At 69.9% G+C, this 26,182-nt stretch carries 21 protein-coding genes; 7 read left to right on the forward strand and 14 right to left on the reverse strand.

Annotation, left to right across the window (positions count from 1 at the left end; genetic code table 11):
* Window positions 1-30: 30 nt before the first annotated feature.
* Together ureG and U5O44_RS15200 are read left to right on the forward strand one after the other, a co-directional pair.
* A complete protein-coding gene (gene ureG, locus U5O44_RS15195) occupies window positions 31-675 on the forward strand; it encodes an urease accessory protein UreG (RefSeq protein ID WP_322589282.1) in 645 nt (214 codons plus the stop codon).
* A gap of 96 nt (window positions 676-771) precedes the next feature.
* The gene (locus U5O44_RS15200; protein WP_322589283.1) at window positions 772-2,151 is read left to right on the forward strand and encodes a TrpB-like pyridoxal phosphate-dependent enzyme; all 1,380 of its coding nucleotides are present in this window, start codon (window positions 772-774) and stop codon (window positions 2,149-2,151) included.
* Window positions 2,152-2,158: 7 nt separating this feature from the next.
* On the opposite strand, the gene U5O44_RS15205 is transcribed toward U5O44_RS15200, so the two are convergent.
* Together U5O44_RS15205 and U5O44_RS15210 are read right to left on the reverse strand one after the other, a co-directional pair.
* Window positions 2,159-3,169 carry a S49 family peptidase gene (locus U5O44_RS15205; RefSeq protein ID WP_322589284.1) on the reverse strand — a complete coding sequence of 337 codons (1,011 nt, stop codon included), beginning with the start codon at window positions 3,167-3,169 and terminating at the stop codon, window positions 2,159-2,161.
* A gap of 7 nt (window positions 3,170-3,176) precedes the next feature.
* Window positions 3,177-3,626, reverse strand: a complete 450-nt coding sequence (locus tag U5O44_RS15210) for a Rieske (2Fe-2S) protein (RefSeq protein WP_416222187.1) — start codon at window positions 3,624-3,626, stop codon at window positions 3,177-3,179.
* A gap of 74 nt (window positions 3,627-3,700) precedes the next feature.
* Between U5O44_RS15210 and U5O44_RS15215 the strand changes: the two genes are divergently transcribed.
* Window positions 3,701-4,324, forward strand: a complete 624-nt coding sequence (locus tag U5O44_RS15215) for an FMN-binding negative transcriptional regulator (protein WP_322589285.1) — start codon at window positions 3,701-3,703, stop codon at window positions 4,322-4,324.
* 41 nt (window positions 4,325-4,365) lie between these two features.
* Here U5O44_RS15215 and U5O44_RS15220 read toward each other — a convergent pair whose 3' ends face one another.
* Both U5O44_RS15220 and U5O44_RS15225 read right to left on the reverse strand, forming a co-directional pair.
* Window positions 4,366-5,043, reverse strand: coding sequence for an HAD family hydrolase (locus U5O44_RS15220; protein ID WP_322589286.1), 678 nt, complete (start codon window positions 5,041-5,043; stop codon window positions 4,366-4,368).
* On the reverse strand, window positions 5,040-6,041 hold the full coding sequence (locus U5O44_RS15225) for an RluA family pseudouridine synthase (protein WP_416222188.1): 1,002 nt from the start codon (window positions 6,039-6,041) through the stop codon (window positions 5,040-5,042). Before U5O44_RS15225 ends, U5O44_RS15220 begins: the two co-directional genes overlap by 4 nt.
* A gap of 703 nt (window positions 6,042-6,744) precedes the next feature.
* Between U5O44_RS15225 and U5O44_RS15230 the strand changes: the two genes are divergently transcribed.
* The 4 genes from U5O44_RS15230 (at window position 6,745) to U5O44_RS15245 (ending at window position 16,132) form a co-directional block, all read left to right on the forward strand.
* Window positions 6,745-9,810: an Rne/Rng family ribonuclease gene (locus tag U5O44_RS15230; protein ID WP_322589287.1), complete on the forward strand. Its 3,066-nt coding sequence runs from the start codon at window positions 6,745-6,747 to the stop codon at window positions 9,808-9,810.
* A 140-nt stretch (window positions 9,811-9,950) separates the two neighbouring features.
* On the forward strand, window positions 9,951-11,825 hold the full coding sequence (gene pabB / locus U5O44_RS15235) for an aminodeoxychorismate synthase component I (protein ID WP_322589288.1): 1,875 nt from the start codon (window positions 9,951-9,953) through the stop codon (window positions 11,823-11,825).
* A gap of 153 nt (window positions 11,826-11,978) precedes the next feature.
* The gene (locus tag U5O44_RS15240; protein WP_322589289.1) at window positions 11,979-12,803 is read left to right on the forward strand and encodes an OmpA family protein; all 825 of its coding nucleotides are present in this window, start codon (window positions 11,979-11,981) and stop codon (window positions 12,801-12,803) included.
* Window positions 12,804-12,847: 44 nt separating this feature from the next.
* Window positions 12,848-16,132 (forward strand): hypothetical protein, encoded by a 3,285-nt coding sequence (locus U5O44_RS15245; protein ID WP_322589290.1) that lies wholly within the window; start codon window positions 12,848-12,850, stop codon window positions 16,130-16,132.
* A gap of 36 nt (window positions 16,133-16,168) precedes the next feature.
* On the opposite strand, the gene nagZ is transcribed toward U5O44_RS15245, so the two are convergent.
* The 10 genes from nagZ to U5O44_RS15295 form a co-directional block, all read right to left on the reverse strand.
* Window positions 16,169-17,269, reverse strand: coding sequence for a beta-N-acetylhexosaminidase (gene nagZ / locus U5O44_RS15250; RefSeq protein ID WP_322589291.1), 1,101 nt, complete (start codon window positions 17,267-17,269; stop codon window positions 16,169-16,171).
* Between the two features lie 29 nt (window positions 17,270-17,298).
* The gene (gene acpS / locus U5O44_RS15255; protein ID WP_322589292.1) at window positions 17,299-17,697 is read right to left on the reverse strand and encodes a holo-ACP synthase; all 399 of its coding nucleotides are present in this window, start codon (window positions 17,695-17,697) and stop codon (window positions 17,299-17,301) included.
* A gap of 18 nt (window positions 17,698-17,715) precedes the next feature.
* The gene (locus U5O44_RS15260) at window positions 17,716-18,507 is read right to left on the reverse strand and encodes a pyridoxine 5'-phosphate synthase (RefSeq protein WP_322589293.1); all 792 of its coding nucleotides are present in this window, start codon (window positions 18,505-18,507) and stop codon (window positions 17,716-17,718) included.
* Window positions 18,508-18,526: 19 nt separating this feature from the next.
* The gene (gene recO, locus U5O44_RS15265) at window positions 18,527-19,345 is read right to left on the reverse strand and encodes a DNA repair protein RecO (RefSeq protein ID WP_322589294.1); all 819 of its coding nucleotides are present in this window, start codon (window positions 19,343-19,345) and stop codon (window positions 18,527-18,529) included.
* Window positions 19,346-19,355: 10 nt separating this feature from the next.
* Window positions 19,356-20,285 (reverse strand): GTPase Era, encoded by a 930-nt coding sequence (gene era / locus U5O44_RS15270; RefSeq protein WP_322590507.1) that lies wholly within the window; start codon window positions 20,283-20,285, stop codon window positions 19,356-19,358.
* A 206-nt stretch (window positions 20,286-20,491) separates the two neighbouring features.
* A complete protein-coding gene (gene rnc / locus U5O44_RS15275; protein ID WP_322589295.1) occupies window positions 20,492-21,193 on the reverse strand; it encodes a ribonuclease III in 702 nt (233 codons plus the stop codon).
* 43 nt (window positions 21,194-21,236) lie between these two features.
* Window positions 21,237-21,623 (reverse strand): DUF4845 domain-containing protein, encoded by a 387-nt coding sequence (locus U5O44_RS15280; protein ID WP_322589296.1) that lies wholly within the window; start codon window positions 21,621-21,623, stop codon window positions 21,237-21,239.
* 17 nt (window positions 21,624-21,640) lie between these two features.
* Window positions 21,641-22,612: a signal peptidase I gene (gene lepB, locus U5O44_RS15285; protein WP_322589297.1), complete on the reverse strand. Its 972-nt coding sequence runs from the start codon at window positions 22,610-22,612 to the stop codon at window positions 21,641-21,643.
* A gap of 34 nt (window positions 22,613-22,646) precedes the next feature.
* Window positions 22,647-24,455: a translation elongation factor 4 gene (gene lepA / locus U5O44_RS15290; protein ID WP_322589298.1), complete on the reverse strand. Its 1,809-nt coding sequence runs from the start codon at window positions 24,453-24,455 to the stop codon at window positions 22,647-22,649.
* 130 nt (window positions 24,456-24,585) lie between these two features.
* Complete coding sequence (locus U5O44_RS15295; protein WP_416222189.1) at window positions 24,586-26,151, reverse strand: DegQ family serine endoprotease; 1,566 nt, start codon at window positions 26,149-26,151, stop codon at window positions 24,586-24,588.
* Between the last annotated feature and the right edge of the window lie 31 nt (window positions 26,152-26,182).

Here is a 26,182-nt window from a genome sequence, read left to right on the forward strand (position 1 = left end):
GTCCGCCCGCAACCCACCGAGACCTGTCCCATGAGCCCACTCCATTCGATCCCTGGCCGCACCAAGAAGCTTCCTCCCCTGCGCGTCGGCGTGGGCGGGCCGGTCGGCTCGGGCAAGACGACGCTGGTTGAGATGCTGTGCAAGACGATGCGCGAGCGCTGGGACCTGGTGGTCGTCACCAACGACATCTACACCAAGGAAGACCAGCGTCTGCTGACCGTGGCCGGTGCGCTCGACCCGGAGCGGATCATGGGCGTGGAGACCGGCGGCTGCCCGCACACGGCGATCCGCGAGGACGCCTCGATCAACCTCGAAGCCGTGGACCGGATGCTGGAGAAGTTCCCCGATGCCGACATCGTCTTCATCGAGTCGGGCGGCGACAACCTGGCCGCGACCTTCAGCCCGGAGCTGTCCGACCTGACGATCTACGTCATCGACGTGGCGGCAGGCGAGAAGATCCCGCGCAAGGGCGGCCCCGGCATCACCAAGAGCGACCTGTTCGTGATCAACAAGACGGACTTGGCGCCCCATGTTGGTGCGAATCTGGACGTGATGCGCGCTGACACGGTGCGCATGCGGCCGAACCGCCCGTTTGTCATGACCAATCTCAAGACCCGCGAGGGGCTGGCCGAGGTGATCGCGTTCATCGAGCACAAGGGCCTGCTCGTGGCTTGATCTGTCGCAGGCGGGCGCGGGTTGTCTCCGAGGACAAGTGAGCATGCGGTTTCTAAACTGGCAGGCTCCTTGACCCCGAACCCGAAAAGAGACGCCATGAGTGACACGATCAAGTACCTGCTCTCCGAAGAGCAGATGCCCAAGGACTGGTACAACCTCGCCGCCGACCTGCCGGTGCCGCTGCCCGCGGTGCTGCACCCGGGCACGATGCAGCCGGTCGGGCCGGACGACCTGGCGCCGCTGTTCCCGATGTCGCTGATCCTGCAGGAGGTGTCCACCGAGCGGCGCATCGAGATCCCCGAGCCCGTTCGGCAGATCTTCCGCCAGTGGCGCCCGGCCCCGCTGTACCGCGCCCGCCGGCTGGAGCAGGCGCTCGGCACCCCGGCCAAGATCTACTACAAGTACGAGGGCGTCAGCCCCGCCGGCTCGCACAAGCCCAACACCGCCATCCCGCAGGCCTTCTTCAACCGTGAGGCCGGCATCCGCAAGCTGACCACCGAGACCGGCGCCGGCCAGTGGGGCACGTCGCTGTCGTTCGCGGGCGCGCTGTTCGGCATCGAGGTGCAGGTGTTCCAGGTGCGGGTCTCGTTCAACCAGAAACCCTACCGCCGCGCCGTGATGGAGACCTACGGCGCCACCTGCGTCGCCTCGCCGTCCGAGCTGACGCAGTCGGGCCGGGCCATCCTCGCGCAGCGCCCCGACCACCCGGGCAGCCTCGGCATCGCGATCTCCGAGGCGGTCGAACTCGCCGCGCAGCGCGACGACACCAAGTACGCGCTCGGCTCGGTGCTCAACCATGTGCTGCTGCACCAGACCATCATCGGCGAGGAGGCGATCCTGCAATTGGAGATGGCCGGCGACGACCCGGATGTGGTGGTGGGCTGCACCGGCGGCGGCTCCAACTTCGCCGGCATCGCCTTCCCGTTCATCGGCATGCAACTGCGCGGCGGGCCAAACGCCAAGAAGCGCCGCATCGTCGCGGTCGAGCCGGCCGCCTGTCCGTCGCTGACGCGCGGCAAGTACGCCTACGACTTCGGCGACACCGCGCACCTGACGCCGCTGACCAAGATGCACACGCTGGGCTCGACCTTCACGCCGCCGGGCTTCCACGCGGGCGGCCTGCGCTACCACGGCATGGCGCCGATGGTGTCGCATGTGAAGGAGCTGGGCCTGATCGAGGCCGTCGCCTACCACCAGACCGAATGCTTCGCGGCGGGCGTGACCTTCGCGCGGGCGGAGGGCATCGTGCCGGCGCCAGAGGCCAACCACGCCGTCAAGGGCGCGATCGAGGAGGCGCTGCGCTGCAAGCGCGAGGGCAAGGCGGAGACCATCCTCTTCAACCTCTGCGGCCACGGCCACTTTGACATGGCCGCCTACAACGACTACTTCGCCGGCAAGCTCTCCGACCAGCAGTACGACGAGGCCGAGCTGGCGATGGCGCTGTCGGGGCTGCCGTCGGTGCCGGCCGGTTTCTGACGGGCGCTCAGTTCAGCGAGGGCATTGCGCGCAGCGAGCGCGCTGCGCCTTCGCCGACCGCCGCGCCAAAACGCTTGGCCAGCCGCTCGGCCACGTTCTCCCGGGCGGTGTAGTCGATGATCTCTTCGGCCTTGATGACCTCGCGGGCCACGTAATCCAGACTGCCGAGGCCGTCGGCCAGTCCCTGCTTGACGGCTTCCTCGCCGTTCCAGAACAGGCCGCTGAAGGTGTCCGGGGTTTCCTTCAGGCGCTCGCCGCGGCCTTGCTTGACGGTGTCGATGAACTGGCGGTGGATCTGGTCGAGCATGGCCTGGGCGTGGGCACGCTGCTGGGGGTTTTCGGGCGAGAAGGGATCGAGCATGCCCTTGTTGCTGCCGGCGGTCAGCAGCCGGCGCTCCACGCCCACCTTCTTCATCACCTCGTCGAAGCCAAAACCGTCCATCAGCACCCCGATCGACCCGACGATGGACGCCTTGTCCACATAGATCTCGTCGGCCGCGACGGCGATGTAGTAGGCGCCGGAGGCGGCGCTTTCCTCGACGACCGCGTAGACCTTCTTCTTGTGCTTGTCCTTCAGGCGGCGGATCTCGTCGTACACGATGCCGGACTGCACCGGGCTGCCGCCAGGCGAGTTGATGCGCACCACCACGGCCTGGGCACCCTGGTCCTCGAACGCGCTCTTCAGGCCGGACAGCAGCACCTCGGCACTCGCCTCGCTGCCCACCGCGATCTCGCCCCGCAGTTCGACCAGCGCGGTGTGCGGGCCGGTGGGGACGCTGTTGTGGGTGTTCTCGCTGTAGACCGACCAGGCTGCGAACAGGCCCAGGCCGAGCCAGCCCAGCCGGAAGAACAGGCTCCAGCGTCGGCTGCTGCGCCGGTCGCGCAGGTAGTCGCGGGCGAACTGCTCCATCACATGGTCGAAGGCGCCGCGCGAGGCGGCGGGCGGTGCCTGGACCGTGGGGAGCACGGGGGGGGAGTCCAGGGTCGGGGTGGAGGGCGTGTCGTCGGGCTGCGTCATGGAATCTTCAGTCGCCGAAAGCCGGCGTCAAGGTGTCGGAAGGATACCAAGACACCTGTCCCTCGTGCTCGCCCACGCGCAGCGGCTTGAGCCGCCGCCCGCGGCATGGCCCGCCCACGCAGTAGCCCGTCGCCGGCTCGTACACCGCGCCGTGGATCGAGCAGATGATCCACTGGCCGCTGTCGTCGAGGAACTGCCCCTCCTTCCAGTCCATCTCGGCCGGTACGTGGGCACATTGGTTGAGATAGCCGACCACCTGCCCGCCGTGGCGCAGCACGAAGCCCCGCGCAGGCTGACCGTATTCGAGGAGGTCGAAGACATGGGCGAGGCCGCCGTCGGCGAGGTCGGCGGAGGCGCACAGGGGGACGGCGGGCGAGGTGGCGGTGGTCATGGGCGGAGATTGTGCCGCGCCCGCTGCCGCCGCGCCCGAGGGCACCGGGCCATGCAAGAAAGGCACGGCGGGGTCTTGTGGTCGTGCCGATCCGGTAGGACAGTGGTTGCCTTGCCCATCCTTCCCTGGCGCCGACCACGATGTACCTGCCCCCCCATTTCGCCGAGACCCGTCCCGAGACCCTGCACCGCCTGCTGCGCGAGCACCCGCTCGGCGCGCTGGTCGCCCCCGGCCCGGACGGCCCCGACGCCGACCACCTGCCGTTCGAGTTCGACCCGGACACCGGCCCGCTGGGCACGCTCACGGCCCATGTGGCCCGTGCGAACCCGCTGTGGCAGCGCTGCCCGACCGGCACGCCGGTGCTGGTGATCTTCCGCGGCGCCGAGGCCTACATCTCGCCCAACTGGTACCCGAGCAAGCATGAGGCGCACCGCCAGGTGCCGACCTGGAACTACGAGGTCGTCCATGCACGCGGCACGCTCACCGTGCGCGACGACGAGCGCTTCGTGCGCGGCCTCGTCGCCCGCCTGACGCGGCACCACGAAGCTCCCGAGCCCCGGCCCTGGCGCATGACCGATGCGCCGCCCGAGTACATCGACGGCCTGCTGCGCCAGATCGTCGGCATCGAGGTCACCGTCACCTCGCTGGTCGGCAAGTTCAAGCTCGGGCAGAACCGTGAGGCCCGGGACCGCCTCGGGGCGGCCGACACCCTGCTGGCGCGTGGCCAGGAGGAACTGGCGCAGCGCATGCGCGACGCGGGCTGAGCCATGACCGGCTCGGCGGCATGCGGTCGGGTCTGACCGGCTCAGGCGTGGCGCCCCAGCCAGTCGCGCAGCTCCGCCACCGAATGCGCCACATGCCGTGGCCCGTGTTCCCGCAGCGGCCCGTGTTCATGCGCGCCATAGGTGACGGCCACGCTGTGGGCGCCGGCGTTGGTGGCGAGCTGCAGGTCGTGCGTGGTGTCGCCGATCATCAGCGTGCGCTCCGGCTCGACGCCGAACTCGCGCATCAGCTCGTGCAGCATCTGCGGATGCGGCTTGGAGCGGGTCTCGTCGGCGGTGCGCGTGGCGTCGAACAGCGGCGCGAGGCCCGACAGGCGCAGCGCCTCGTTCAGCCCCTGCCGGTTCTTGCCGGTGGCGACCGCCAGCCAGTGCTGGCGCTGGCGCAGTTCGGCCAGCAGCTCGGGTACGCCGTGGAACAGTGAAACCTCCTCGTGGCCCGAGAAATAGTGCTGGCGGTAGCGGCGGCCGAGTTCGGGGTAGCGGTCGGGGCTCAGGCCGGGGACGGCGTGCATCAGCGCGTCCTGCAGCCCGAGGCCGATGACGTAGGACGCGGCCTCGTCGCTGGGCACGGCCACGCCGAGGTCGCGGCACGCGGCCTGGATGGCGCGCACGATCAGCGCAGTCGAGTCGTAGAGCGTGCCGTCCCAGTCGAAGACGATCAGGTCGTACTGGCGCGGGCGGAAGGCGGTGGTGTCGGTCATGGCGCGGGGGCTGGAGCAGCGGCGGGTTGGACGGCGGGACGCAGGCGGGACAGCAGGGCGGTGCATTCGGGCGGCAGCGGCGCGTCCAGCTCGATGCGCTCGCCCGTGGCCGGGTGGTCGAAGGCGAGGCGGCGGGCGTGCAGGAACATGCGCTCGAAGCGGCAGCCCGGCGCGGCCGGCGCGTCGCCGCGGGCCAGCGCCTTGTTGAGCGCGAAGTCGCCGTACTTGTCGTCGCCGACGATGGCGTGGCCCTGGCTGAGCAGGTGGACGCGGATCTGGTGCGTCCGGCCGGTCTTGATGGTCACGTCGAGCAGCGTGCAGTCGGCATAGGTCTGCGCGATGCGCACCAGCGACACCGAGCGGCGTCCGTCCGGGTGGTCCGCCTCGACCGCGCGCACACGGCGCTCGCCGGCCGCGTCCAGGTACTTGTGCAGCGCGACATCGACCACCTTGCGCGCCGCCGGCCAGGCGCCGATCACCAGCGCGGCGTAGGTCTTGCCGGTCTCGCGCTGGCGGAACTGGTCCTGCAGCGCGGTCAGCGCGCTGCGCTTCTTGGCGATCAGCAGCAGGCCCGAGGTCTCGCGGTCCAGCCGGTGCACCAGTTCGAGGAACTTCGCCTGCGGCCGCGCCCGGCGCAACTGCTCGATCACGCCGTGGCTCACGCCCGAGCCGCCATGCACCGCCACCCCCGCCGGCTTGTCGATCACCAGCAGGTGCTCGTCCTCGAAGCGGACCGGGAACTCGCGTGGCGGCGCCGTCGAGACGGTCGGCTCGCTCAGCCGCAGCGGCGGCACGCGCACGTCGTCGCCGGCCTCGACGCGCGAATCGGCGCTGGCGCGGCCCTTGTTGATGCGCACCTCGCCGCTGCGGATGATCCGGTAGACGAGGGTCTTGGGCGCGCCCTTGAGTTCGCGCAGCAGGAAGTTGTCGAGGCGCTGGCCGGCGCTGCCTTCATCGACCAGGAGGTGCCGCACCTGCAGCGCGGCGGGGTCGGCCACAGGTGTCGGCGCGGCGGGTACTCCCCCGTTCACAGGCTTGCGCGTGGCCGGTTTCGGGCTGGCTTTTCCGGACCCGGACCGGCTGGGCTTTGCCCCTATAATGCGTTGGACCACGATTGCGCTGTAAGTGTTTGATTTGCCTGAGTTTAGCGGGCACCGAGAATCAGCCACCAGTGCAGGGTGGTCGGACTGGTCCGCTGCCCTTGAGGGGTGTGTGGACCGGGTCCAGACGCTGATGCAGCGTGTTGCCTGATGCATGGTGCGCCCTCCCAAGGTGAGTGTGCGGATGTGCAGGCAGCATGCAAAGAGACCACGCTGAAAGAGCCCCGACACAAGGTTTTCCGGTGGCAGCTTCCGAACAGGGGCTGCCACCCGCGTCCACCACAGACGCCGTCGCATGAACGATTTCGAGTTTTCGCTTCCCGACCCGACCCCTGGTGACCGTTGTCCCCGGTTGGTGCCACACGCCCGAACGTGTGCGTCGGATGGCGGACCCGTGCCCTGCCGGCCTGGAGGCCTGCACCACGGCGACACTGCGTTTCCTGCCCCGGCGTCCCGGTTGACGCACGCGCCAACGCTGCGCCGCTGAAGCCGCCGGCATCTGCTGGTGGCCTTGCGCGCGCAGTCCAGGGCGATTCCTTCCCGGCTCCGCAGCGCGGTTTCGTGCATCTCATGCAGACAGTAGTCATGAGGAGAGACACGCATGAAACGCATGCTGATCAATGCCACGCAGCCCGAAGAGCGCCGCCTGGCCATCGTTGACGGTCAGAAACTGATCGACTTCGAAACCGAGATCGAAGGGCGCGAACAGCGCAAGGGCAACATCTACAAGGCCGTCGTCACCCGCGTCGAGCCGTCGCTGGAAGCCTGTTTCGTCGACTACGGCGAGGACCGCCACGGCTTCCTGCCGTTCAAGGAAATCGCCCGCAGCTATTTCCGCGAAGGCACCGATGTCCGCGCGGCGCGCATCCAGGACGCCATCCGCGAAGGCCAGGAGCTGCTGGTCCAGGTCGAGAAGGAAGAGCGCGGCAACAAGGGTGCGGCGCTGACCACCTTCGTGTCGCTGGCCGGCCGCTACCTCGTGCTGATGCCGAACAACCCGCGCGGCGGTGGCGTCAGCCGCCGCATCGAGGGCGAGGACCGCGAGGAGCTGAAGGAAAACCTCGAACAGCTCGAATACCCGAAGGGCATGAGCCTGATCGCCCGCACCGCCGGCATCGGACGCACCGCGCCCGAGCTGCAGTGGGACCTGAACTACATGCTCAAGCTCTGGACCGCGATCGACGACGCGGCCAAGGGCGGGCGTGGCGCCTTCCTGATCTACCAGGAGTCGTCGCTGGTGATCCGCGCGATCCGCGACTACTTCACCGCCGACATCGGCGAGATCCTGATCGACACGGACGACATCTACGAGCAGGCCAAGCAGTTCATGCTGCACGTGATGCCGGACACCGCGAACCGCGTCAAGCGCTACCGCGATGACGCACCGCTGTTCAGCCGCTTCCAGATCGAGCACCAGATCGAGACCGCGTTCAGCCGCACGGTCCACCTGCCGTCGGGCGGGGCCATCGTCATCGACCACACCGAAGCGCTGGTGTCGATCGACGTGAACTCGGCCCGCGCCACCCGCGGCGGCGATATCGAGGAAACCGCGACCCGCACCAATTTGGAGGCCGCCGACGAGATCGCCCGCCAGGCCCGCCTGCGCGACCTCGGCGGCCTGCTGGTGGTCGACTTCATCGACATGGAAGAGTCGAAGAACCGCCGCGAGGTCGAGACCCGGCTGCGTGACGCGCTGCGCTACGACCGCGCCCGTGTGCAGTTCTCGTCGATCAGCAAGTTCGGCCTGCTGGAGATGAGCCGCCAGCGCCTGCGCCCGGCGTTGTCTGAGGGCAGCCACATCACCTGCCCGCGCTGCAACGGCACCGGCCACATCCGCGACACCGAATCTTCCGCGCTGCAGACGCTGCGCATCATCCAGGAAGAGTCGATGAAGGAAGGCACGGCGGCGGTCCACGTCCAGGTGCCGGTCGAAGTGGCCAGCTTCCTGCTGAACGAGAAGCGCCCCGAGATCACCAAGATCGAGATGAAGCAGCGCGTGACGGTGATGCTGGTGCCGAACAAGCACCTCGACACGCCGAACTACAAGCTGGAGCGCCTGCGCCACGACGACCCGCGTCTGGAGAACCTGCAGTCGAGCTACTCGATGGTGGAGGAGCCGGACGAGGACGTCGGCATCACGCGCCGCGAGAAGAACGTCAAGCCCAAGCAGGCGCCGATGATCCGCGGCGTGCTGCCGGACCAGCCCGCGCCGGTCGCTGTGCCGAAGGCCGAGCCGGCGCCTGCGCCGGTGGTTGTGGCTCCTGTGCCGGTGGCCGCGCCCGCTCCTGTGGCGCCGGCACCGGCGCCGGAAGCGGTGGCTGCCGGGGCTGGTTTCTTCGGGTGGCTGAAGCGCCTGTTCGGTGGTGCACCGGCACCGGCGCCTGCACCGGCACCGGTCGCGCCCGTGGCCGCACCGGAGGCCCCGGTGGTCGATGTGCCGGTGGAGGCGAAGACCGACAGGCCGGCGGACAAGGCGGAGGGTCGCGGTGAACGCCGTGGCGGGCGTGACGGTGGCCGCGATGGCAACCGCCGCGACGGGCGCCGTGGCGAACGTGGTGGTGAGCGCACCAGGCCCGAGGCGGCCGAGCGCAATGGGGACCGTCCTGCGGACCGTGCGCCGGCCGAGGCCCGCCCCGAAGGGGGACGCGGTGGACGCGGTGACCGTTCGCAGGACCGCCGCCCGGTCGAGGCCGGTGCCGAGCTGCCGAGCGGCGGCCGTCCGCCGCGCGAGCGCCGTCCCGCACCCGACGTGGTCACGCTGGCCGCCGAGGAGGTGCAACCCGGGTTCGAGGACACCGTGTCCCCGGCGCTGGAGGGCGAGAGCGCTGCCGCCCAGGCCGAGCGCGAAGGCCGCCGTCGCCGCCGTGGGGGGCGTGGTCGCCGCGACCGCGATGATGTCCGCATGGGTGAAAACGGTGCCGAGACCGACGCTGACGCCGGTGATGCTGCCGCTGCGGTGAGCACCGAGGCCGCCCCCGCCGCCGAGCCGGTGGCCGCCGAGGCTGGCGCTGGCGCTGAAGCGCGTGGTGACGAGTCGATCGAGGAGGGCCGTGAGGACGGTCGCCGCCGTCGCCGTGGCCGTGGTGGGCGCAACCGCGAAGAGGCGCCGGCCGATGCGGTGGCCGAGGCCGATGGTGCGCCAGTGGCGGCCGAGGTCGCGGCTCCCGCTGTGGTCGCTGCTGCGGTTGTGGCGGCTGTGGTGACCGAGGTGGTCGAGGTGGTCGAGGCGGACGCCGCGCCCGTGGTGGAGGTGCCCGTGGTGGAGGCGCTGGCGGTGACCCAGGTCGCCGAGCCGGTGGCGGCGCCCGTTGCCTCCGTGGCCGAGGCAACGCCGGAAGTCGTGGCCCAGGCGCCTGCCGTCGCGGCACCCGCGGTTGCCGTTGCCGCGGTTGCGGCGGCCGTGGTTCCCGCCTATGTCCTGCAGCTCGACGAGCTGGCTGCGGTTGCCCGCAGTGCTGGACTGGAGTGGATCAACAGCGACACTGACAAGGTCCGCGCCGTGCAGGAGGCCATTGCCAGCACGCCGGCACCGGTGCGCCAGCCGCGCGAGCCGCGTCCGGTGGTCGTGGTCGATGAAGGTCCGCTGATCCTGGTCGAGACGCGCCGCGATCTGGCTGCACTGCAGCTGCCGTTCGAGACCGCCCGCTCGGAGTCCGCCGAGGCCTGACCGGCCGAGGGGATGCCCTCGCCAGCGGGGGGCTTCGGCCCTGCGCCCCACAAGACGCCGCCCGGCCTTGCGCCCGGCGGCGTTTTTGCTTGCACCGCATCATCCGCCCTCTGTGCCACTGTCCGTTTGCCTGCCTCGCCATGCCCGATCCGCTTTCGACCGCTTCTTCGCCTGCCCCGGTCTTCGCTCTGCTGGACGATGCCAGCGCCCCCGCCGACCGGGCGGTGAGCCGGCTGTACACCGGCTGGCTCGGGGAACACCGCTGTGAGGATCCGGCCGAACTGGACGCGGTCTGGTCGGCCGCCGCGGCCGATCTGGCGCAGGGCGTGCAGCTGGTGGTGCTGGCCGACTACGAATGGGGTGTCCGCCTGGCCGGACTGGCAGCGCCGCCGGGGAGCCTGCGTCTGCTGCGTTTTGCGCACTGCGAGCGGCTCACGCGGGACGGTGTGGACGCCTGGCTGGCACAGCGGGAAGGCACGCCGGCACCGGCCACCGCCGGGGTCATCGGCCTGACGCCCGACGATGATGCGGCGACCTACACCGCCGCCATCGACGATATCCACGCCCGCATCCGCGCGGGCGAGACCTACCAGGTCAACCACACGCAGCGCCTGCGCGGCCGCAGCGTCGGCACGCCCTTGGCGTTGTACCGGCGCCTGCGGGCGGCGCAGCCGGTGCCGTTCGGCGCCCTGATCGCCCTGCCGCAGGACCGCTGGGTGCTGTCGTGCTCGCCGGAGCTGTTCGTGCGGCACCAGGCGGGGCATCTCGTCACCCGGCCGATGAAGGGCACCGCGCCGCGCCATGCCGACCCGGCCGCCGACCAGGCCAGCGCCGACTGGCTGGCCCGTGACGTGAAGAACCGCGCCGAGAACCTGATGATCGTCGACCTGCTGCGCAACGACCTGGGCCGGCTGGCCTCGGTGGGCAGCGTGCGGGTGCCGGCGCTGTTTGCGGTCGAGCCCTACCGCACGGTGTTCCAGATGACCTCGACCATCGAGGCCGATCTGCCGCCCGCCACCGCGCTGCCGGACGTGCTGCGGGCGCTGTTCCCCTGCGGCTCGATCACCGGTGCGCCCAAGCGCCAGACCATGTCGGTGATCGGCCGACTCGAATCCTCGCCCCGCGGGCTCTACACCGGCGCGATCGGCTGGCTGAACGCGCCGGACACCGCAGACCACACCGCTGGCCGGGCGATGGGGGACTTCTGCCTGTCGGTGGCGATCCGCACGCTGGAGATGGCGGCCGGCGATCCGCATGACGGCACGCGGGCGGTGACGCTGGGCGTGGGGGGCGGCATCGTGCTCGATTCGGATGCGGCGTCGGAGGCTGCGGAGTGCCGCCAGAAGGTCCGCTTCCTGACCCGCACCGACCCCGGCTTCACCCTGTTCGAGACATTGCGGGTCGAGGGTGGAGGCGTGTGCCGCTTCGACGCCCATCTGGCGCGCCTGCTCGGCAGCGCCGCCACGCTCGGGTTCAGCGTGTCGGTGTCGGCGGTGCGGGCCGCGGTGGACGAGGCGTTGCGCTCCTTTCCGGCCGACCCGGCACAGGTGTGGCGCCTGCGGGTCGATCTGTCGCATGACGGCCGGGTGTCCTGCCGCAGCGGCCCGTTGCTGCCCCTGCCGGACGGCCCGGTGCGCCTGCTCGGCCCAGTGGGCCGGGTGCCTGTGCAGGAGTCGGCGCTGCTGGGACACAAGACCTCCTTGCGCACCGCCTATGACGCCGCCGTGCGTGAAGCCGAGGCGCTCGGTGCCTTCGACCGGCTGTTCGTCAATGCCGACGGGGCGCTGACCGAAGGGGGACGCAGCACATTGCTGGTCCGGCTGGACGGGCACTGGACCACCCCGCCCTTGTCGGCCGGCGTGCTGCCGGGGGTGATGCGGTCTGCGCTGCGGGTCGATCCGGCCTGGCGGCTGTCGGAGCGGCTGCTTCGGCCTGCCGATCTGGTGCGCGCCGAGGCACTGGCGGTGTGCAATGCGCTGCGCGGGGTGTTGCCGGCCACACTTGGTACTGCGTAGTGCCAATGCTTATCGGTTACCCCGAGCCTGTTCCAAAGGATGTTAAAGAAGTCACGAGTCCCGATACATTACTCGGCATTACGAGCACAGATGCCTGTGCTGTGACCCGGTCCCGGTGGGCCGCGGTCATGCGAATGGCCAAGAGGAGTCGCCATGTCGAGACGGTGGTGGAGTTGCCCGGTCTGTACCGTGCTGGGTCTGGCGGGGCTGGCCTTGCTGGCCTGGCTGCTGATCGGGCGTGGGGATGGCAAGGCCGACAGCGTGCGCCAGCGCACCGAAGCCGATGCGGCCCAGGTGCTCGGTGCCGCGGGCTTTCCGTGGGCGAGGCTGCAGATCGACAACGAGGTCGGCCGCATCGTCGGTGAAGCGCCGTCGCCCGCCCAGCGTGCCGCGGCCTACGCTGCGGCCAGCACCACGCTGCTGCCGATGATGGGCGTGCCCGGCGTGTTCGCGCGGCTGGAGGACGGGCAGTCGTCCCCCGCGCTCGCCTTGCCGGAGGTGACGTTGGCCCCGAAGGTGGCGGTTGCGGTTGCGGGTGCGGCTGCTGTCGCTGCACCCGCCGTGCCCGCCAGCGCGCCCTTGCCGGCATCGGGTCCGCTGACGGCCGAGGACTGCCAGGTCGCGATGGCGCGGGTGCTGGCCTCGAAGCAGATCCGCTTCAAGCTGTCGTCTGCCGAACTCGACCCGAGCAGCGTGCCCTTGCTGGACCAGCTCTACGGGCTGTCGCGCCGCTGCCCGCAGGCGCGGATGCGCGTCGATGGCCACACGGACGCCCAGGGCGATGCCGCGGCGAACCTGCGCCTGTCGCAGCGCCGGGCGCAGGCCGTGGTGGCCGCGCTCACCCAGCGCGGCATGCCGGCCAGCCGCCTGCAGGCGCAGGGTTTTGGTGAAGACCGCCTGCTGGACGCGGGCAGCACGCCCGAGGCCCATGAGCGCAACCGTCGCATCGAGTTCCATCTGGCACCGAAGGCGCCCTGAGCCCGCCCTGCCTGCACATCCCTACCCCCTGCGGAGAGACCACCATGTACCTGTTGAGCCAGCTCTGGCTGTACCTCCTGCTGGCCTGCCTGGCCGGCCTTGCCCTTGGCCTGTTGCTGAGCCGGACCTGCCAGCAACGGCGCCATGCCGAGCAACTCGACGCCCTGCAGGCCCTGCACCGGGAAGACCGGACCCGTTCGGATGCCGCGGTGGCCGCGTTGCGTGGAGAGCTTGCGGTGGCGAGGGAAACCGCCACCGCGGACCGCGACGCGCTGCAGACCCAGCTGGAAGCGCTGGACACGGAGCACCGCCTCACGGGCGAGCGTGCGCTGGCGCTGAGTGCGAGCGTCGACGAGCACCATGCGGCACGCCAGGGGCTGGGCGCGGAGATCGAATCGCTGCAAGGGCGTCTGGGGGCGCTGCAGAACGGGCTGGAATCGGAGCAGCAGGGCCGTGCGGAAGAGCGTTCAGCCTTCGAATCGGAGATCGAGGGCTTGCGCCGTGACCACCAGTCGCTGCAGTCCTCGTACGAATCGCGCATTTCGCTGCTCAACGCCGAGACCAGCCGGACGGTCCAGCTGACGGACGAGCTGACTGCACTGAAGTCCCGCCACGCGGCACTGGAAGACACACACCGCATGGCACTCGACGAACGGGCCGCCGTGGCCAAGGAAGCCTACGCCGCGCTGCTGGACACGCAGGCCGAGCGTGATGCCGCCCGCGCTGCTGCTGCCGAGGCCGAGGCGGAGCTGACCCGTGAACGGCAGGCCGCGCAGACCGCAGCGCAAGCGGCCGCAGACGCTGCACAGCAGCAAGCTGCCACGATTGCCGCGCTGGAAGCCGAGCTGTCCCGCGAGCGGCTGGCGGCGCTGACCGCAGCGGGTCTGGCCACCGCAGCGGCCCTGGCGAACGAAAAATCCCACGCAGAAGCGCTGGCACAAGCCCAGGCCAAGGCTGCGGCCGAGCTGGACGCGGCCCGTCAAGCCGCGCAGACCGCAGCGCAAGCGGCCACCGACGCCGCACAACAGCAAGCCAGCACGATCGCGGCACTGGAAGCCGAACTGGCCGCGCTGCGCGACCGCCGCACGGCGCTGGAAGGCGATCTGAGCCACCACCAGTCGCTGCTGTCGGCTGAGACCGGCCGTGGCGTGGAACTGCAGGCCGAGCTGACCGCGCTGCAAGGCACGCACAGCGCCGCCCTGAATGCCCATGCGCAAGCGCTGGCCCAGGCCCGGGCCACGGCCGACGCCGAGCTGGATGCGACCCGTCAAGCCGCCGCCGACGCTGCCCAGCAGCAAGCCAGCACGATCGCGGCGCTGGAAGCCGAACTGGCATCCCTGCGCGACACCGCGGCCAGCACGGGCGCCGAGGCGGTCACCCAGGCCGCGCGGGCCGCAGACCTGGAAGCCGAGCTGTCCCGCGAGCGTGTGGCGGCGGTGACGGCTGCGGGTCTGGCTGCCGCGGCTGCCCTTGCGAACGAAAAATCCCACGAAGAAGCGCTGGCACACGCCAGGGCACAAGCGGCCGCTGACCTGGAGGCGGCACGCGAAGCTGCTGCGACCGCCGAAGCCGACTGGCAGGCCCGACTTGCCGCCGGGCGCGATGCATCGGCTCAGGCCCTGGCCGCGGCACACGCCGAGCGCGACGCCCTGACCGCCCAGGCGGCCCAGGCCGAGCAAGCCGCGCAGACCGCAGCGCAAGCGGCCGCCGACGCTGCCCGGCAGCAAGCCAGCACGATCGCGGCGCTGGAAGCCGAGCTGTCCCGCGAGCGTGTGGCGGCGGTGACGGCTGCGGGTCTGGCTGCCGCGGCTGCCCTCGCGAACGAGAAATCCCACGAAGAATCGCTGGCACACGCCAGGGCGCAAGCGGCCGCTGACCTGGAGGCAGCACGCGAAGCTGCTGCGGCCGCCGAAGCCGACCGGCAGGCCCGACTTGCCGCCGAGCGCGATGCATCGGCTCAGGCCCTGGCCGCGGCACACGCCGAGCGCGACGCCCAGGCGGCCCAGGCCGAGCAAGCCGCGCAGACCGCAGCGCAAGCGGCCGCCGACGCTGCCCGGCAGCAAGCCAGCACGATCGCGGCGCTGGAGGCCGAGCTGTCCCGCGAGCGTGTGGCGGCGGTGACGGCTGCGGGTCTGGCTGCCGCGGCTGCCCTCGCGAACGAGAAATCCCACGAAGAAGCGCTGGCACACGCCAGGGCACAAGCGGCCGCTGACCTGGAGGCGGCACGCGAAGCTGCTGCGACCGCCGAAGTCGACTGGCAGGCCCGACTTGCCGCCGAGCGCGACGCTGCAGCGCAGGCCCTGGCCGCAGCACAAGCCGAGCGCGACACCCTGACTGCCCAGGCAGCCCAGGCCGAGCAAGCCGCGCAGACCGCAGCGCAAGCGGCCGCCGACGCTGCCCAGCAGCAAGCCGGCACGATCGCCGCGCTGGAAGCCGAGCTGGCATCCCTGCGCGACACCGCGGCCAGCACGGGCGCCGAGGCGGTCACCCAGGCCGCGCGGGCCGCAGACCTGGAAGCCGAGCTGTCCCGCGAGCGGGTGGCGGCGGTGACGGCTGCGGGTCTGGCTGCCGCAGCGGCCATGGCGAACGAAAAATCCCATGAGGACGCACTGGCTGCGCTGCAACGGCAGCACGTCGAACTGCTGGCACTGCGGGATCGCCAGATCACCGATCTGACCACCACCTTGGCCGACCAGGAGGCCGCATGGCAGGCCGCCGAGCAGCAGGCCCAGGCATTACGGGATGCCCAGGCAGCCGGCCAGTCAGCAGCGCAGTTGCGCGAGCAGGCCCTGCAGCAGGAACTGGCGCAGTCCAGGTTGGTTGCCCAGGGACTGGAGGCCGAACTGCAGGCCCTGCGCCTGACGCTGGCCGAGAACGACGAACAGCTCGCCACGCTGAGCGCTCGCCTGCAGGCCGAGCATGCGCAGCAGCAAGCGGCGCAGGCCCGCATTGCCGAACTGGCGGCGCTGGTGCCGCCGCCGGCGCCCGAGGTGCCCGTGGTCGTGCGGCCGGCGGTGTCGGAAGCGGCCAGTCTGACGGGCGCCGAGCTGGAGCGGCTGGTGCTGGCCGCCGGGGCCGGGCAGCAGCCCGCGCCGGTCGAAGTGGACCACCAGCGCCCCGATGACCTCAAGATCATCGACGGCATCGGCCCGGTCAACGAGCGCTGGCTGCATGCGCACGGGGTGCGCTATTTCTGGCAGATCGCGAGCTGGTCACCGGCCGAGCTGGCGTGGGTGGCGCACCACCTGCCCAACTTCGGCTCGCGTGTCTACCGCGAGAACTGGATCGCCCAGGCAGCGCGTCTGGCCGCCGGTCTGCCGAAGGGTTGAACCGACACCGCGCCGGCGCTGCCGGCGCGGTGCGCTTCAGCTCCCCAGCCGCTCCAGCGCCCGCAGGTAAGGCGCGTGGTGCATCAGGTCGTCCCACGGCACCGGCGGCGTCTGGGGCAGCAGCGCCAGGCGCCGAGCCTCGCTGTCGGGGCTGGTCTGCCACTCGCCGCACTCCAGCGCCGCGGTCAGCCCGTCGAGCAGATCGTCCACCGCCTTGCCGCCGTCGAGCGACTGGTTGCACAGCAGCACCATGTCGCAGCCTGCCGCCAGCGCCAGCACCGCCGCTTCGGCATAGCTCAGCACCGCGCCGTTCTTCACCCCCGGCACGCGCCGCGCGCCTTCCATGCTCAGGTCGTCGCTGAACACCACCCCCGTGAAGCCGAGCCGCTCGCGCAGGATGTCGTTCAGCCAGCGGGTCGAGTAGCCGGCCGGGCGCTTGTCCACCTTCGGGTAGATGACGTGCGCCGGCATCACGCTGGTCAGGCTGGTCGAGAGCCATTCGTAGGGCCGCGCGTCGTCCGAGAGGATGGCGGTGAGCGTGCGCTCGTCCTTGGGCACGGCGACGTGGCTGTCGGCCTCCGCCCAGCCGTGGCCGGGGAAGTGCTTGCCGCAGTTGGCCATGCCGGCCTGCAGCAGCCCGTGCATCAGGCTGCGGGCGAGCGTGCCGACCACACGCGGATCGCGGTGGAAGGCGCGGCTGCCGATCACGCCGCTGCGGCCGTGGTCGAGGTCGAGCACCGGCGTGAAGCTCAGATCGACCCCACACGCGCGCAGCTCGGACGCGAGGATGTAGCCCGCCGCCGTCGCCATGTCGCAGGCAGTCATCGCGCCGTGCCCGGGGCCGTGGCGGCCGTCGTCCAGCCAGCGCTCGCCCAGCGTGCGCATCGCCGGCAGGTGCGTGAAGCCGTCGGTGCGGAAACGCTGCACCCGGCCGCCTTCGTGGTCCACGCTGACCACCACGTCCGGGCGCACCGCCTTGATCTCGGCGACGAGCTGGGTGAGCTGGGCGCGGTCCTGCCAGTTGCGGCTGAACAGGATCAGGCCGCCGACCAGCGGGTGTTGCAGGCGGCGGCGGTCGTCGTCGTTGAGCGTGAGGCCGGCGACATCGAGGACAACAGGGGCGTGGGCGTGGTGCATCGGCGGGGCAGGGTCCGTGGGAGGAGAGGTCAGGGGGCGCGGGTTTCGACCACGACGAAGCTGGTCGCGTAGTCGGTCTCGTCGGTCAGGCTGACATGCGCGCTCAGGCCACGGGCGGCGAACCACTCGGCCAGCGCGCCGTGCAGGCGGATGAAGGGCTTGCCGCTCGGCTCGTTGAGCGTCTCGCAGTCGCGCCACTGCATCGGCGTGTGCAGCCCGAGGCCGATCGCCTTGGAAAACGCTTCCTTGGCCGAGAAGCGGGTGGCGAGATACGCGACGCCGCGGGCTTCGACCTTGGCGCGCCGGTAATGGAACACCTTCAGCTCGGTCGGGCCGAGCACCTTCTCGGCGAAGCGGTCGCCGCGCCGCGCGAGCACGGCGGCGATGCGCCGGATGTCGCAGATGTCCGTGCCAATGCCGTAGACCATCGCGGTGTCCGTGGCGGCTCAGCGCTGCGGGGCGAAGGCGCGCTGGATGCAGCGCTGGTAGTCGCGCACCGTCTCGGTGTAGCCGAGTTCGAGCGCGTCGGCGACCAGCGCGTGGCCGATCGACACCTCCTGCACGCCCGGCACGGCGCGCAGGAAGTCGGCGAGGTTGTCGCGGTTCAGGTCATGGCCGGCGTTGATTCCGAGGCCGACCGACAGCGCCGCCTCGGCCGTGCGCGCATAGCGGTCGAGCACCTCGGCCTGCTGCGGCGTGCCCCAGGCGCTGGCGTAGGCCTCGGTGTACAGCTCGACCCGGTCGGCGCCCACGTCGCGCGCGGCGCGCATCATCTCGGGGATCGGGTCCATGAACAGGCTGACGCGCACGCCCAGCGCCCGTGTTTCCTCGATCAGCGGGCGCAGCCGCTCGGCGTCGTCGGGGAAGGTCCAGCCGTGGTCGGAGGTGAACTGGCCGACCGTGTCGGGCACGAAGGTGGCCTGGTGCGGGCGCACGGCGCGGACCACGTCCATCAGGTTGTGGAAGGGGTTGCCCTCGATGTTGTATTCGACGTGCGGCCAGGCCTTGAGCAGCGCGGCCAGGTCGGTCACGTCGCCGGCGCGGATGTGGCGCTCGTCGGGGCGCGGGTGGACGGTGAGGCCCTGCGCGCCGGCTTCGAGCACGAAGTTGGCGGCGCGGGTCACGCTCGGGATGCCGAGGTGGCGCGTGTTGCGCAGCAGCGCGACCTTGTTGAGGTTGACCGACAGGGCGGTGCGGCCACCGTGGGCGGACGATTCGGGGGCGACGAGGGGGTTCATGGCGGTCGGCGATCAGGGCTCAGCGGTCGGTGTCGGTCAGTTTCTGCACCTCGACCATCAGCGCGCGCGTGCGCAGCATCGAGGTGCCGAGATGGTAGTGCAGCAGGTGGCGCAGCTGCGTGCGCAGCTCCGGCAGCGCGCCCTGGCAGGTCTGCTGCAGCGCGCCGAGGTCGAAGGCGTTCATGGCCGACTGCAGCGCCAGCAGCGTCGCCCCGCCGAGGCCGGCTGCGCCATCGGGCAGCGGGTGGACGCCCGTGTCGGGGTGCAGGCCGTGACGCACATCCGTGCGCACCGGCACCTGCGTCAGCGTGACCCGGTCCAGCTCCGGCAGCACGCCCGACTCGCGCAGCAGCCACAGCTCGAAGGCCCGCAGCGCGGCAGCGGTCTGCGCCTCGTCGTGTGCGGCCAGCCGGGGCAAGGTGGCCGCGTAGACATCGAACAGCCGCGGATGGGCATCGTGGCGGGCCAGCCCGCGCAGCAGCAGCTCGTTCAGGTGAAACCCCGCCAGCAGCGCCGCGCCCGTGGGCATCGCCCCGCCGCCGGCCCATTCGGCGCTGCGCAGCAGGTGGAGGTCGGGCGGGGCGTCATGGCCGCCGGGGGCGGCGTTCGGGTCGGCGTCGCGCCGGGTCGGCTTGCCGCCGAGCACGATCGTGAGCCGCTGGAAGGGCAGCAGCACGCAGCGCAGTTGCGAGTGCGGCCGCTTGGCGCCCTTGGCGACGGCGGCGATGCGGCCATGCTCGCGGGTCCAGAGGTCGAGGATCAGGCTGGACTCGCTCCAGTCGTGGTGGTGCAGCACATAGGCCGCGACCGCCGCAGGCGCCGACCGGCGGGTGGCCATGGCCCGTGGCTTATTCGTAGCCGTAGCTCTTCAGCCGCTTCTCGTCGTCGGCCCAGCCCGAGCGGACCTTGACCCAGACTTCGAGGAAGACCTTGGACCCGGTCAGCCGCTCCAGCTCGGTGCGCGCCTCGGTGCTGATGCGCTTGAGGCGCTCGCCGCCTTCGCCGATGACCATGCCCTTGTGCGCGTCGCGCTCGACGATGATGGTCGCGGCGATGCGGTTCAGGCGCCCGCCCTCGACTTCCTCGTACTTGTCGATCTGCACCGTGGACGTGTAGGGCAGCTCGTCGCCGGTCAGCCGGAACAGCTTCTCGCGGATCAGCTCGGCGGCGAGGAACTTGTCGCTGCGGTCGGTCAGCGCGTCCGCGTCGTAGTACCAGGGCTGCTCGGGCAGGTAGGGGCGGATGATGTCGAGCAGGCGCAGCGCATCGTCCTTCTTCGTCGCGGTCAGCGGCACGAACTCGGTGAAGGCGTGCTTGGCCTGCATCTGCTGCAGCCAGGGCAGCAGGTCCGAGCGGCGCTGAATCAGGTCGAGCTTGTTGGCGATCAGGAAGGTCGGCTTGCCCGGCGGGATCAGCGACAGCACCTTGGCGTCGGCCGGGTTGAAGCGGCCGGCATCCACCACGAACAGCACGACGTCCACGTCGCCCAGCACCGACTGCACCGTCTTGTTCAGGTTGCGGTTCAGCGCCGCGGTGCCGCGGGTGGTGTGGGTGGTCTGGAAGCCGGGCGTGTCGACGAAGACGTACTGCGTGTCGGCCTGGGTCGAGATGCCGGTGATGCGGTGGCGGGTGGTCTGCGCCTTGCGCGAGGTGATGCTGACCTTCTGGCCGATCAGCGTGTTCAGCAGCGTCGACTTGCCCACGTTCGGCCGGCCGACGATGGCGATCAGGCCGCAGCGGCGGTCGCCGTCGTTGGAGCCGACGGCGGCCTTGAGCATCGTGTCCAGGTCAGGGGCCTCGTAGGCCAGTTCGTCGACGTCGTCAACGAGGTCGTCTTCGTCCTCGTCATCCCCGTCCACGATGGGCTGGCCGTCGTCGTCGAGTTCGATCAGCGCGTCGTTCAGACCGTCTTCATCGGCGAATTCGTCCACTGGATCGAGCAGGTCGTCCGGCAGGGTGGCGGCATGCGGCTTGGAGGTGGTGGTCATTGTTCTGGAGCTGCGCTCAGTTGTTCGAGGACCAGGCGCGCGGCTTCCTGTTCGGCGGCGCGGCGTGAGCGGCCTTCGCCGCGGGCCTGCACACCGGAGCCGGCGATGGTGCACACGACGACGAAGGTCTGGTCGTGTGCGCGGCCACGGGTGGCTTCGATGCGGTAGTCAGGCACGCTCTGGCGGCGCGCCTGCAGCCATTCCTGGAGCTGGGTCTTGGCGTCCTTGCCCCAGGCCTGGGTGGCGGTCTCGGAGATCAGCGGCTCGAACAGCCGGCGCACCAGCGCCTCGGCGGCGTCGAAGCCCGCATCGCGGTAGACCGCGCCGATGATGGCTTCGAGTGCGTCGGCCAGGATCGACGGGCGCTGGGCACCGCCGCCCCGTGCCTCGCCGTCGGACAGCCGCAGCACCGCCGGCAGGTCGAGCGACAGCGCGATGCGGTGCAGCATGTCCTGGCGCACCAGGTGGGCGCGGATGCGGGTCAGGTCGCCTTCGGGCGACTCGTCGTACTGGTCGAACAGCAGGTCGGAGACGGCCATGTTCAGCACCGAGTCGCCGAGGAATTCGAGCCGTTCGTTGTGGTCCGCGCCGAAGCTGCGGTGGGTCAGGGCGCGGACGAGCAGTTCGCGCTCGCGGAAGGTGTAGCCCAGACGCCGGGACAGGGACTCGATCGCAACGGGCAGATTCGACGGGTTCAAGGCAGACCTTCGGAGACGCGGGACACAGCGGATTCGTTCAGGGTCACTGGGACCGGCCGCGGTACTTGATCAGCAGCGAGACCGGGCCGAACAGCTCGATTTCCTTGTCGTAGGCAAAGCTCACCACGACCCGGTCATTTTCCTTCGAGATGTCGAGATCCTTGCCGGAAATCGACTGGATCGCGTATTCGATGCTCTTGGCACGCTCGAATGCCGCACGAATCTCGGACACGGTCGAGCCACCTTCGGCGGCGACCTTGGTCACGACCCGCTTGATGGTGGCAAATTCATTGACGGTTGGCAGCACCCGCATCGCCAGCAGGGCTGACATCGAGATCACCACGGCCCAGAAGACCAGACCCAGCAGGGTCACCCCACGCTGGCGGGCCAGTCGGGTCGGCTTGCAGGCCGGGCGTGGACGGTAGGTCATCGAGGAACTCCTGCGGCTCAGTGGAACGGGCCGATGCGCTTGAGACTGCCGAAATTCATCCACACGAAGAAGGCCCGGCCGACGATGTTCTCGTCGGGCACGAAGCCCCAGAAGCGCGAATCCTCGGAGTTGTCGCGGTTGTCGCCCATCACGAAGTAGTGTCCTGCAGGAACCTTGCAGGTGACACCTTCGGCGGTGTAACGACAGTTTTCAACCCCTGGAAACTGCTGGGCGCGCATGCCGTAGCTCGACGGCAGCTGCGGATCGACCAGCAGGCGGTGGGTGGCGCCATCGCCGACGTCCTCGCGGAACTGGCGCGAGTAGGTGCGGCGGTCCTCGTCGTAGTAGTCGTCGAGTTGCTGCAGCGGGGCCAGCTTGCCGTTCAGGTAGAGCTTCTGGTTGATGTAGGCCACCTCGTCCCCCGGCACGGCCACCACGCGCTTGATGAAGTCGATGCTCGGATTGACCGGGTAGCGGAACACCATCACGTCGCCGCGCTTCGGATCGTTCAGCGGCACGACCTTCTTGTTGAGCACCGGGATGCGGATGCCGTAGTGGAACTTGTTCACCAGGATCAGGTCACCGATCTCCAGCGTCGGGATCATCGAGCCGGACGGGATCTTGAACGGCTCGAACAGGAACGAGCGCAGCAGGAACACCATCAGGATCACCGGGAACAGGCCGGCGGTCCAGTCCAGCCACCAGGGCTGGGCGAGCAGGCGCTGGCGGGCGGGCTCGACATCGGTGTCCACCTTGTCGATGCCCAGGCGGGCCAGTTCGGCTCGGCGCACACCGTCCTGCTGGGTCAGCGTGGCGGCAGCGGCCAGCCGTCTGGGCAGGAACACGAAGCGCTCGGCCAGCCAGTAGGCGGCGGTGACCACGGTCAGGATGAACAGCAGCAGCGAGAAGTTGCCGCTCCACTTGCCAAGGTACCAGCCCGTGCCAAAGAAGGCGAGGCAGGCGTAGAGGATGCCGGTGAGGAGGCCCATCGTTCGTCCGGTTGGGTGGGTATCGAGCGCAGGCTCAGTCTTCGACGCGCAGGATGGCGAGGAACGCTTCCTGCGGCACTTCGACCGAGCCGATCTGCTTCATGCGCTTCTTGCCGGCCTTCTGCTTTTCGAGCAGCTTGCGCTTGCGGCTGATGTCGCCGCCGTAGCATTTTGCCAGCACGTTCTTGCGCAAGGCCTTGATGTTCTCGCGCGAGATGATGTTGGCGCCGATGGCCGCCTGGATGGCCACGTCGTACATCTGGCGGGGGATCTGCTCGCGCATCTTGGCCGCCACGGCGCGGCCGCGGTACTGGCTCTGCGCACGGTGGACGATGATCGACAGCGCGTCGATGCGGTCGCCGTTGATCAGCAGGTCCACCTTGACCACGTCGGAGGCGCGGTATTCCTTGAACTCGTAGTCCATCGAGGCATAGCCACGCGACACGGATTTGAGCTTGTCGAAGAAGTCGAGCACGATCTCGGCCAGCGGCAGCTCGTAGGTCAGCATGACCTGGCGGCCGTGGTAGGCCATGTTGAGCTGCACGCCGCGCTTCTGGTTCGCCAGCGTCATCACGGCGCCGACATAGTCCTGCGGCATGTAGAGGTGCACGGTGACGATCGGCTCGCGGATCTCCTTGATGCGGCCGAGATCGGGCATCTTGGACGGGTTCTCGACCTCGATGACCTCGCCGTCGTTCAGCTCGACCTCGTACACCACGCTCGGTGCGGTGGTGATGAGGTCCTGGTCGAACTCGCGCTCCAGCCGCTCCTGCACGATCTCCATGTGCAGCAGGCCCAGGAAGCCGCAGCGGAAGCCGAAGCCCAGCGCCTGCGAGACTTCCGGCTCGTAGCGCAGCGAGGAGTCGTTGAGCTTGAGCTTTTCGAGCGCGTCGCGGAGCTGGTCGTACTCGCTGGCTTCGGTCGGGTAGAGGCCGGCGAAGACCTGCGGCTGGATTTCCTTGAAGCCGGGCAGGGCCTCCAGCGCCGGGCCGGCGTTGTTCGGCAGCTTCTTTTCCAGCGTGATGGTGTCGCCGACCTTGGCCGCCTGCAGCTCCTTGATGCCGCAGATGATGAAGCCCACCTCACCGGCCTTCAGCAGCTCGCGGTTCTCGGACTTCGGCGTGAACACGCCCAGGTGCTCGATCGGGTAGAGCGCATTGCTGGCCATCATGCGGATGCGCTCCCCCTTGCGCAGCACGCCGTCCACCACACGCACCAGCATCACCACGCCGACGTAGTTGTCGAACCACGAGTCGATGATCATCGCGCGCGGCGGGCCGTCCGGATCGCCCTTGGGCGGCGGCATGCGGGTGATGACAGCTTCGAGGATCTCGTCGATGCCCAGGCCGGTCTTGGCCGAGCAGGGGATGGCGTCGGTCGCGTCGATGCCGATGACGTCCTCGATCTCGGCCTTGGCGTTGTCCGGATCGGCGCTCGGCAAGTCCATCTTGTTCAGCACCGGCACCACCAGCACGCCCAGGTCGAGCGCGGTGTAGCAGTTCGCCACCGTCTGCGCTTCCACGCCCTGGCTGGCGTCCACCACCAGCAGCGCGCCCTCGCAGGCCGACAGCGAGCGGCTGACTTCATACGAGAAGTCGACGTGTCCGGGGGTGTCGATCAGGTTGAGGTTGTAGACCCGGCCGTCCTGCGCCTTGTACTGCAGCGCGGCGGTCTGGGCCTTGATGGTGATGCCGCGCTCGCGCTCGATGTCCATCGAGTCGAGCACCTGCGCTTCCATCTCGCGGTCGCTCAGGCCCCCGCAGCGCTGAATGATCCGGTCGGCCAGCGTGCTCTTGCCGTGGTCGATGTGGGCGATGATGGAGAAGTTTCTGATGTGGTCCATGGGGGGCTTGCAGCGCGGCGGCAAAAAAAAGGCACGTCCTGGCGTTGACGCGCCTTCGGGCAATCCGGGATTGCCAGCCTTTGATTGTAGCGCCGCGATCACTTCGGCCGTCGCGGCGCTCAGTTCTGCCTCAGCGGCCTGGGCGGATCACCACGTACTGCGCCCACTCGCCGCGGCGCAGCAGCAGACTCACCGGACGCGTCTTGTCCAGCTTGCCCACCAGCGTCTCGAACTGGCGTGCATCGGTGACCTCGCTGTTGGCCACGGACAAGACCAGATCCCCTTCCTGCACGCCAGCGCGGGCCGCTGGACCTTCCGCTGCCGTGATCAGGACACCACCGGCCTTGAGCTTCAGCTCCTTGCGCTGCTCGGCGCTGAGGTCGACGACCGTCAGGCCCAGTGAGGCCACCTGCGTGCTGGCGGGCGGGGTCTTCGGGTCGGTCTTGCCGCGCTGGGCGACCGGGCGGGCTTCCGGCTCCAGCTCGGCCACGGTCACGGCCAGGTCGCGGTTGGTCCCGCGGCGCAGCACCTGCAGCGTGCTCTTCGTTCCCGGTTTCGTGTTGCCGACCAGACGCGGCAGGTCGCTCCACTTTTCGACGGGCTTGCCGTCGAAGCGGGTCACGATGTCACCAGCCTCCAGCCCCGCCTTCTCGGCAGGACCGCCCGGCTCGACCGAGCGCACCAGCGCGCCCGCAGCCTTGGGCAGACCGAGCGACTCGGCGACCTCCTTGGTGACTTCACCGATCTGCACGCCGATGCGACCACGCACGACCCGGCCGCCGTTCTTGAGCTGCTCGGCGATGCGGGTGGCCTCGTCGATCGGGATCGCGAACGAGATGCCCATGTAGCCGCCCGAGCGGCTGTAGATCTGCGAGTTGATGCCGACCACCTCGCCGCGCATGTTGATGAGCGGGCCGCCCGAGTTGCCTGGGTTGATGGCCACATCGGTCTGGATGAAGGGCAGCAGGTCGCCGGTGTCGCGCGCCTTGGCGCTGACGATGCCGGCGGTCACCGTGTTGTCGAGGTCGAACGGCGAGCCGATGGCGATCACCCATTCCCCGACACGCAGCCGGCCGACGTCCCCGAGGCGCACGGTGGGCAGGCCGGTGGCCTCGATCTTCAGCACGGCCACGTCGGTGCGCTTGTCCGCGCCGACGACCCGGGCCTTGAACTCGCGCTTGTCGGTCAGGCGCACGATCACCTCGTCCGCCCCTTCGACGACGTGCGCATTGGTCATCACCAGACCGTCCGCAGCGACGATGAAGCCGGAGCCCACACCGCGCGGCGCGTTCTCGCCGCCACCACCTTCGCCCGGCTCGGGCTGCTGCGGCGATCCACGGCGTGGATCCTGCTGCCGCGGGATCGGGATGCCGAAGAAGCGGCGGAAGAACTCCTGCATCTCGGCGTCCGGGCCGCCCTCCTGTCCGCGGGCTGCGGTGGCGACCTTGGTCGAGGTACGGATGTTGACGACGGCTGGACCGACCTGTTCGACCAGATCGGCGAAGTCCGGCAAGCCCCGCGCCAAGGGGGCGCCAGTGGCGGACTGTGCCGCGGTGGCGGTCATCGTGGCGGCAGTGGACTGTGCCGTCGCGTCGCGGTGGCTCATGAAGGTCACGGACAGGCCGACCGAAGTGATCAACGCAGCAGCGGCGACCAGCCAGCGACGTGAAGCATGTCGGACAGTGAACTCGGACATCGGTTGTTCCAGTGCGGTCAAGAAATAGAAC

It is taken from the genome of Sphaerotilus sp., from assembly GCF_034519685.1.
Classification (GTDB): Bacteria; Pseudomonadota; Gammaproteobacteria; order Burkholderiales; family Burkholderiaceae_C; genus Sphaerotilus.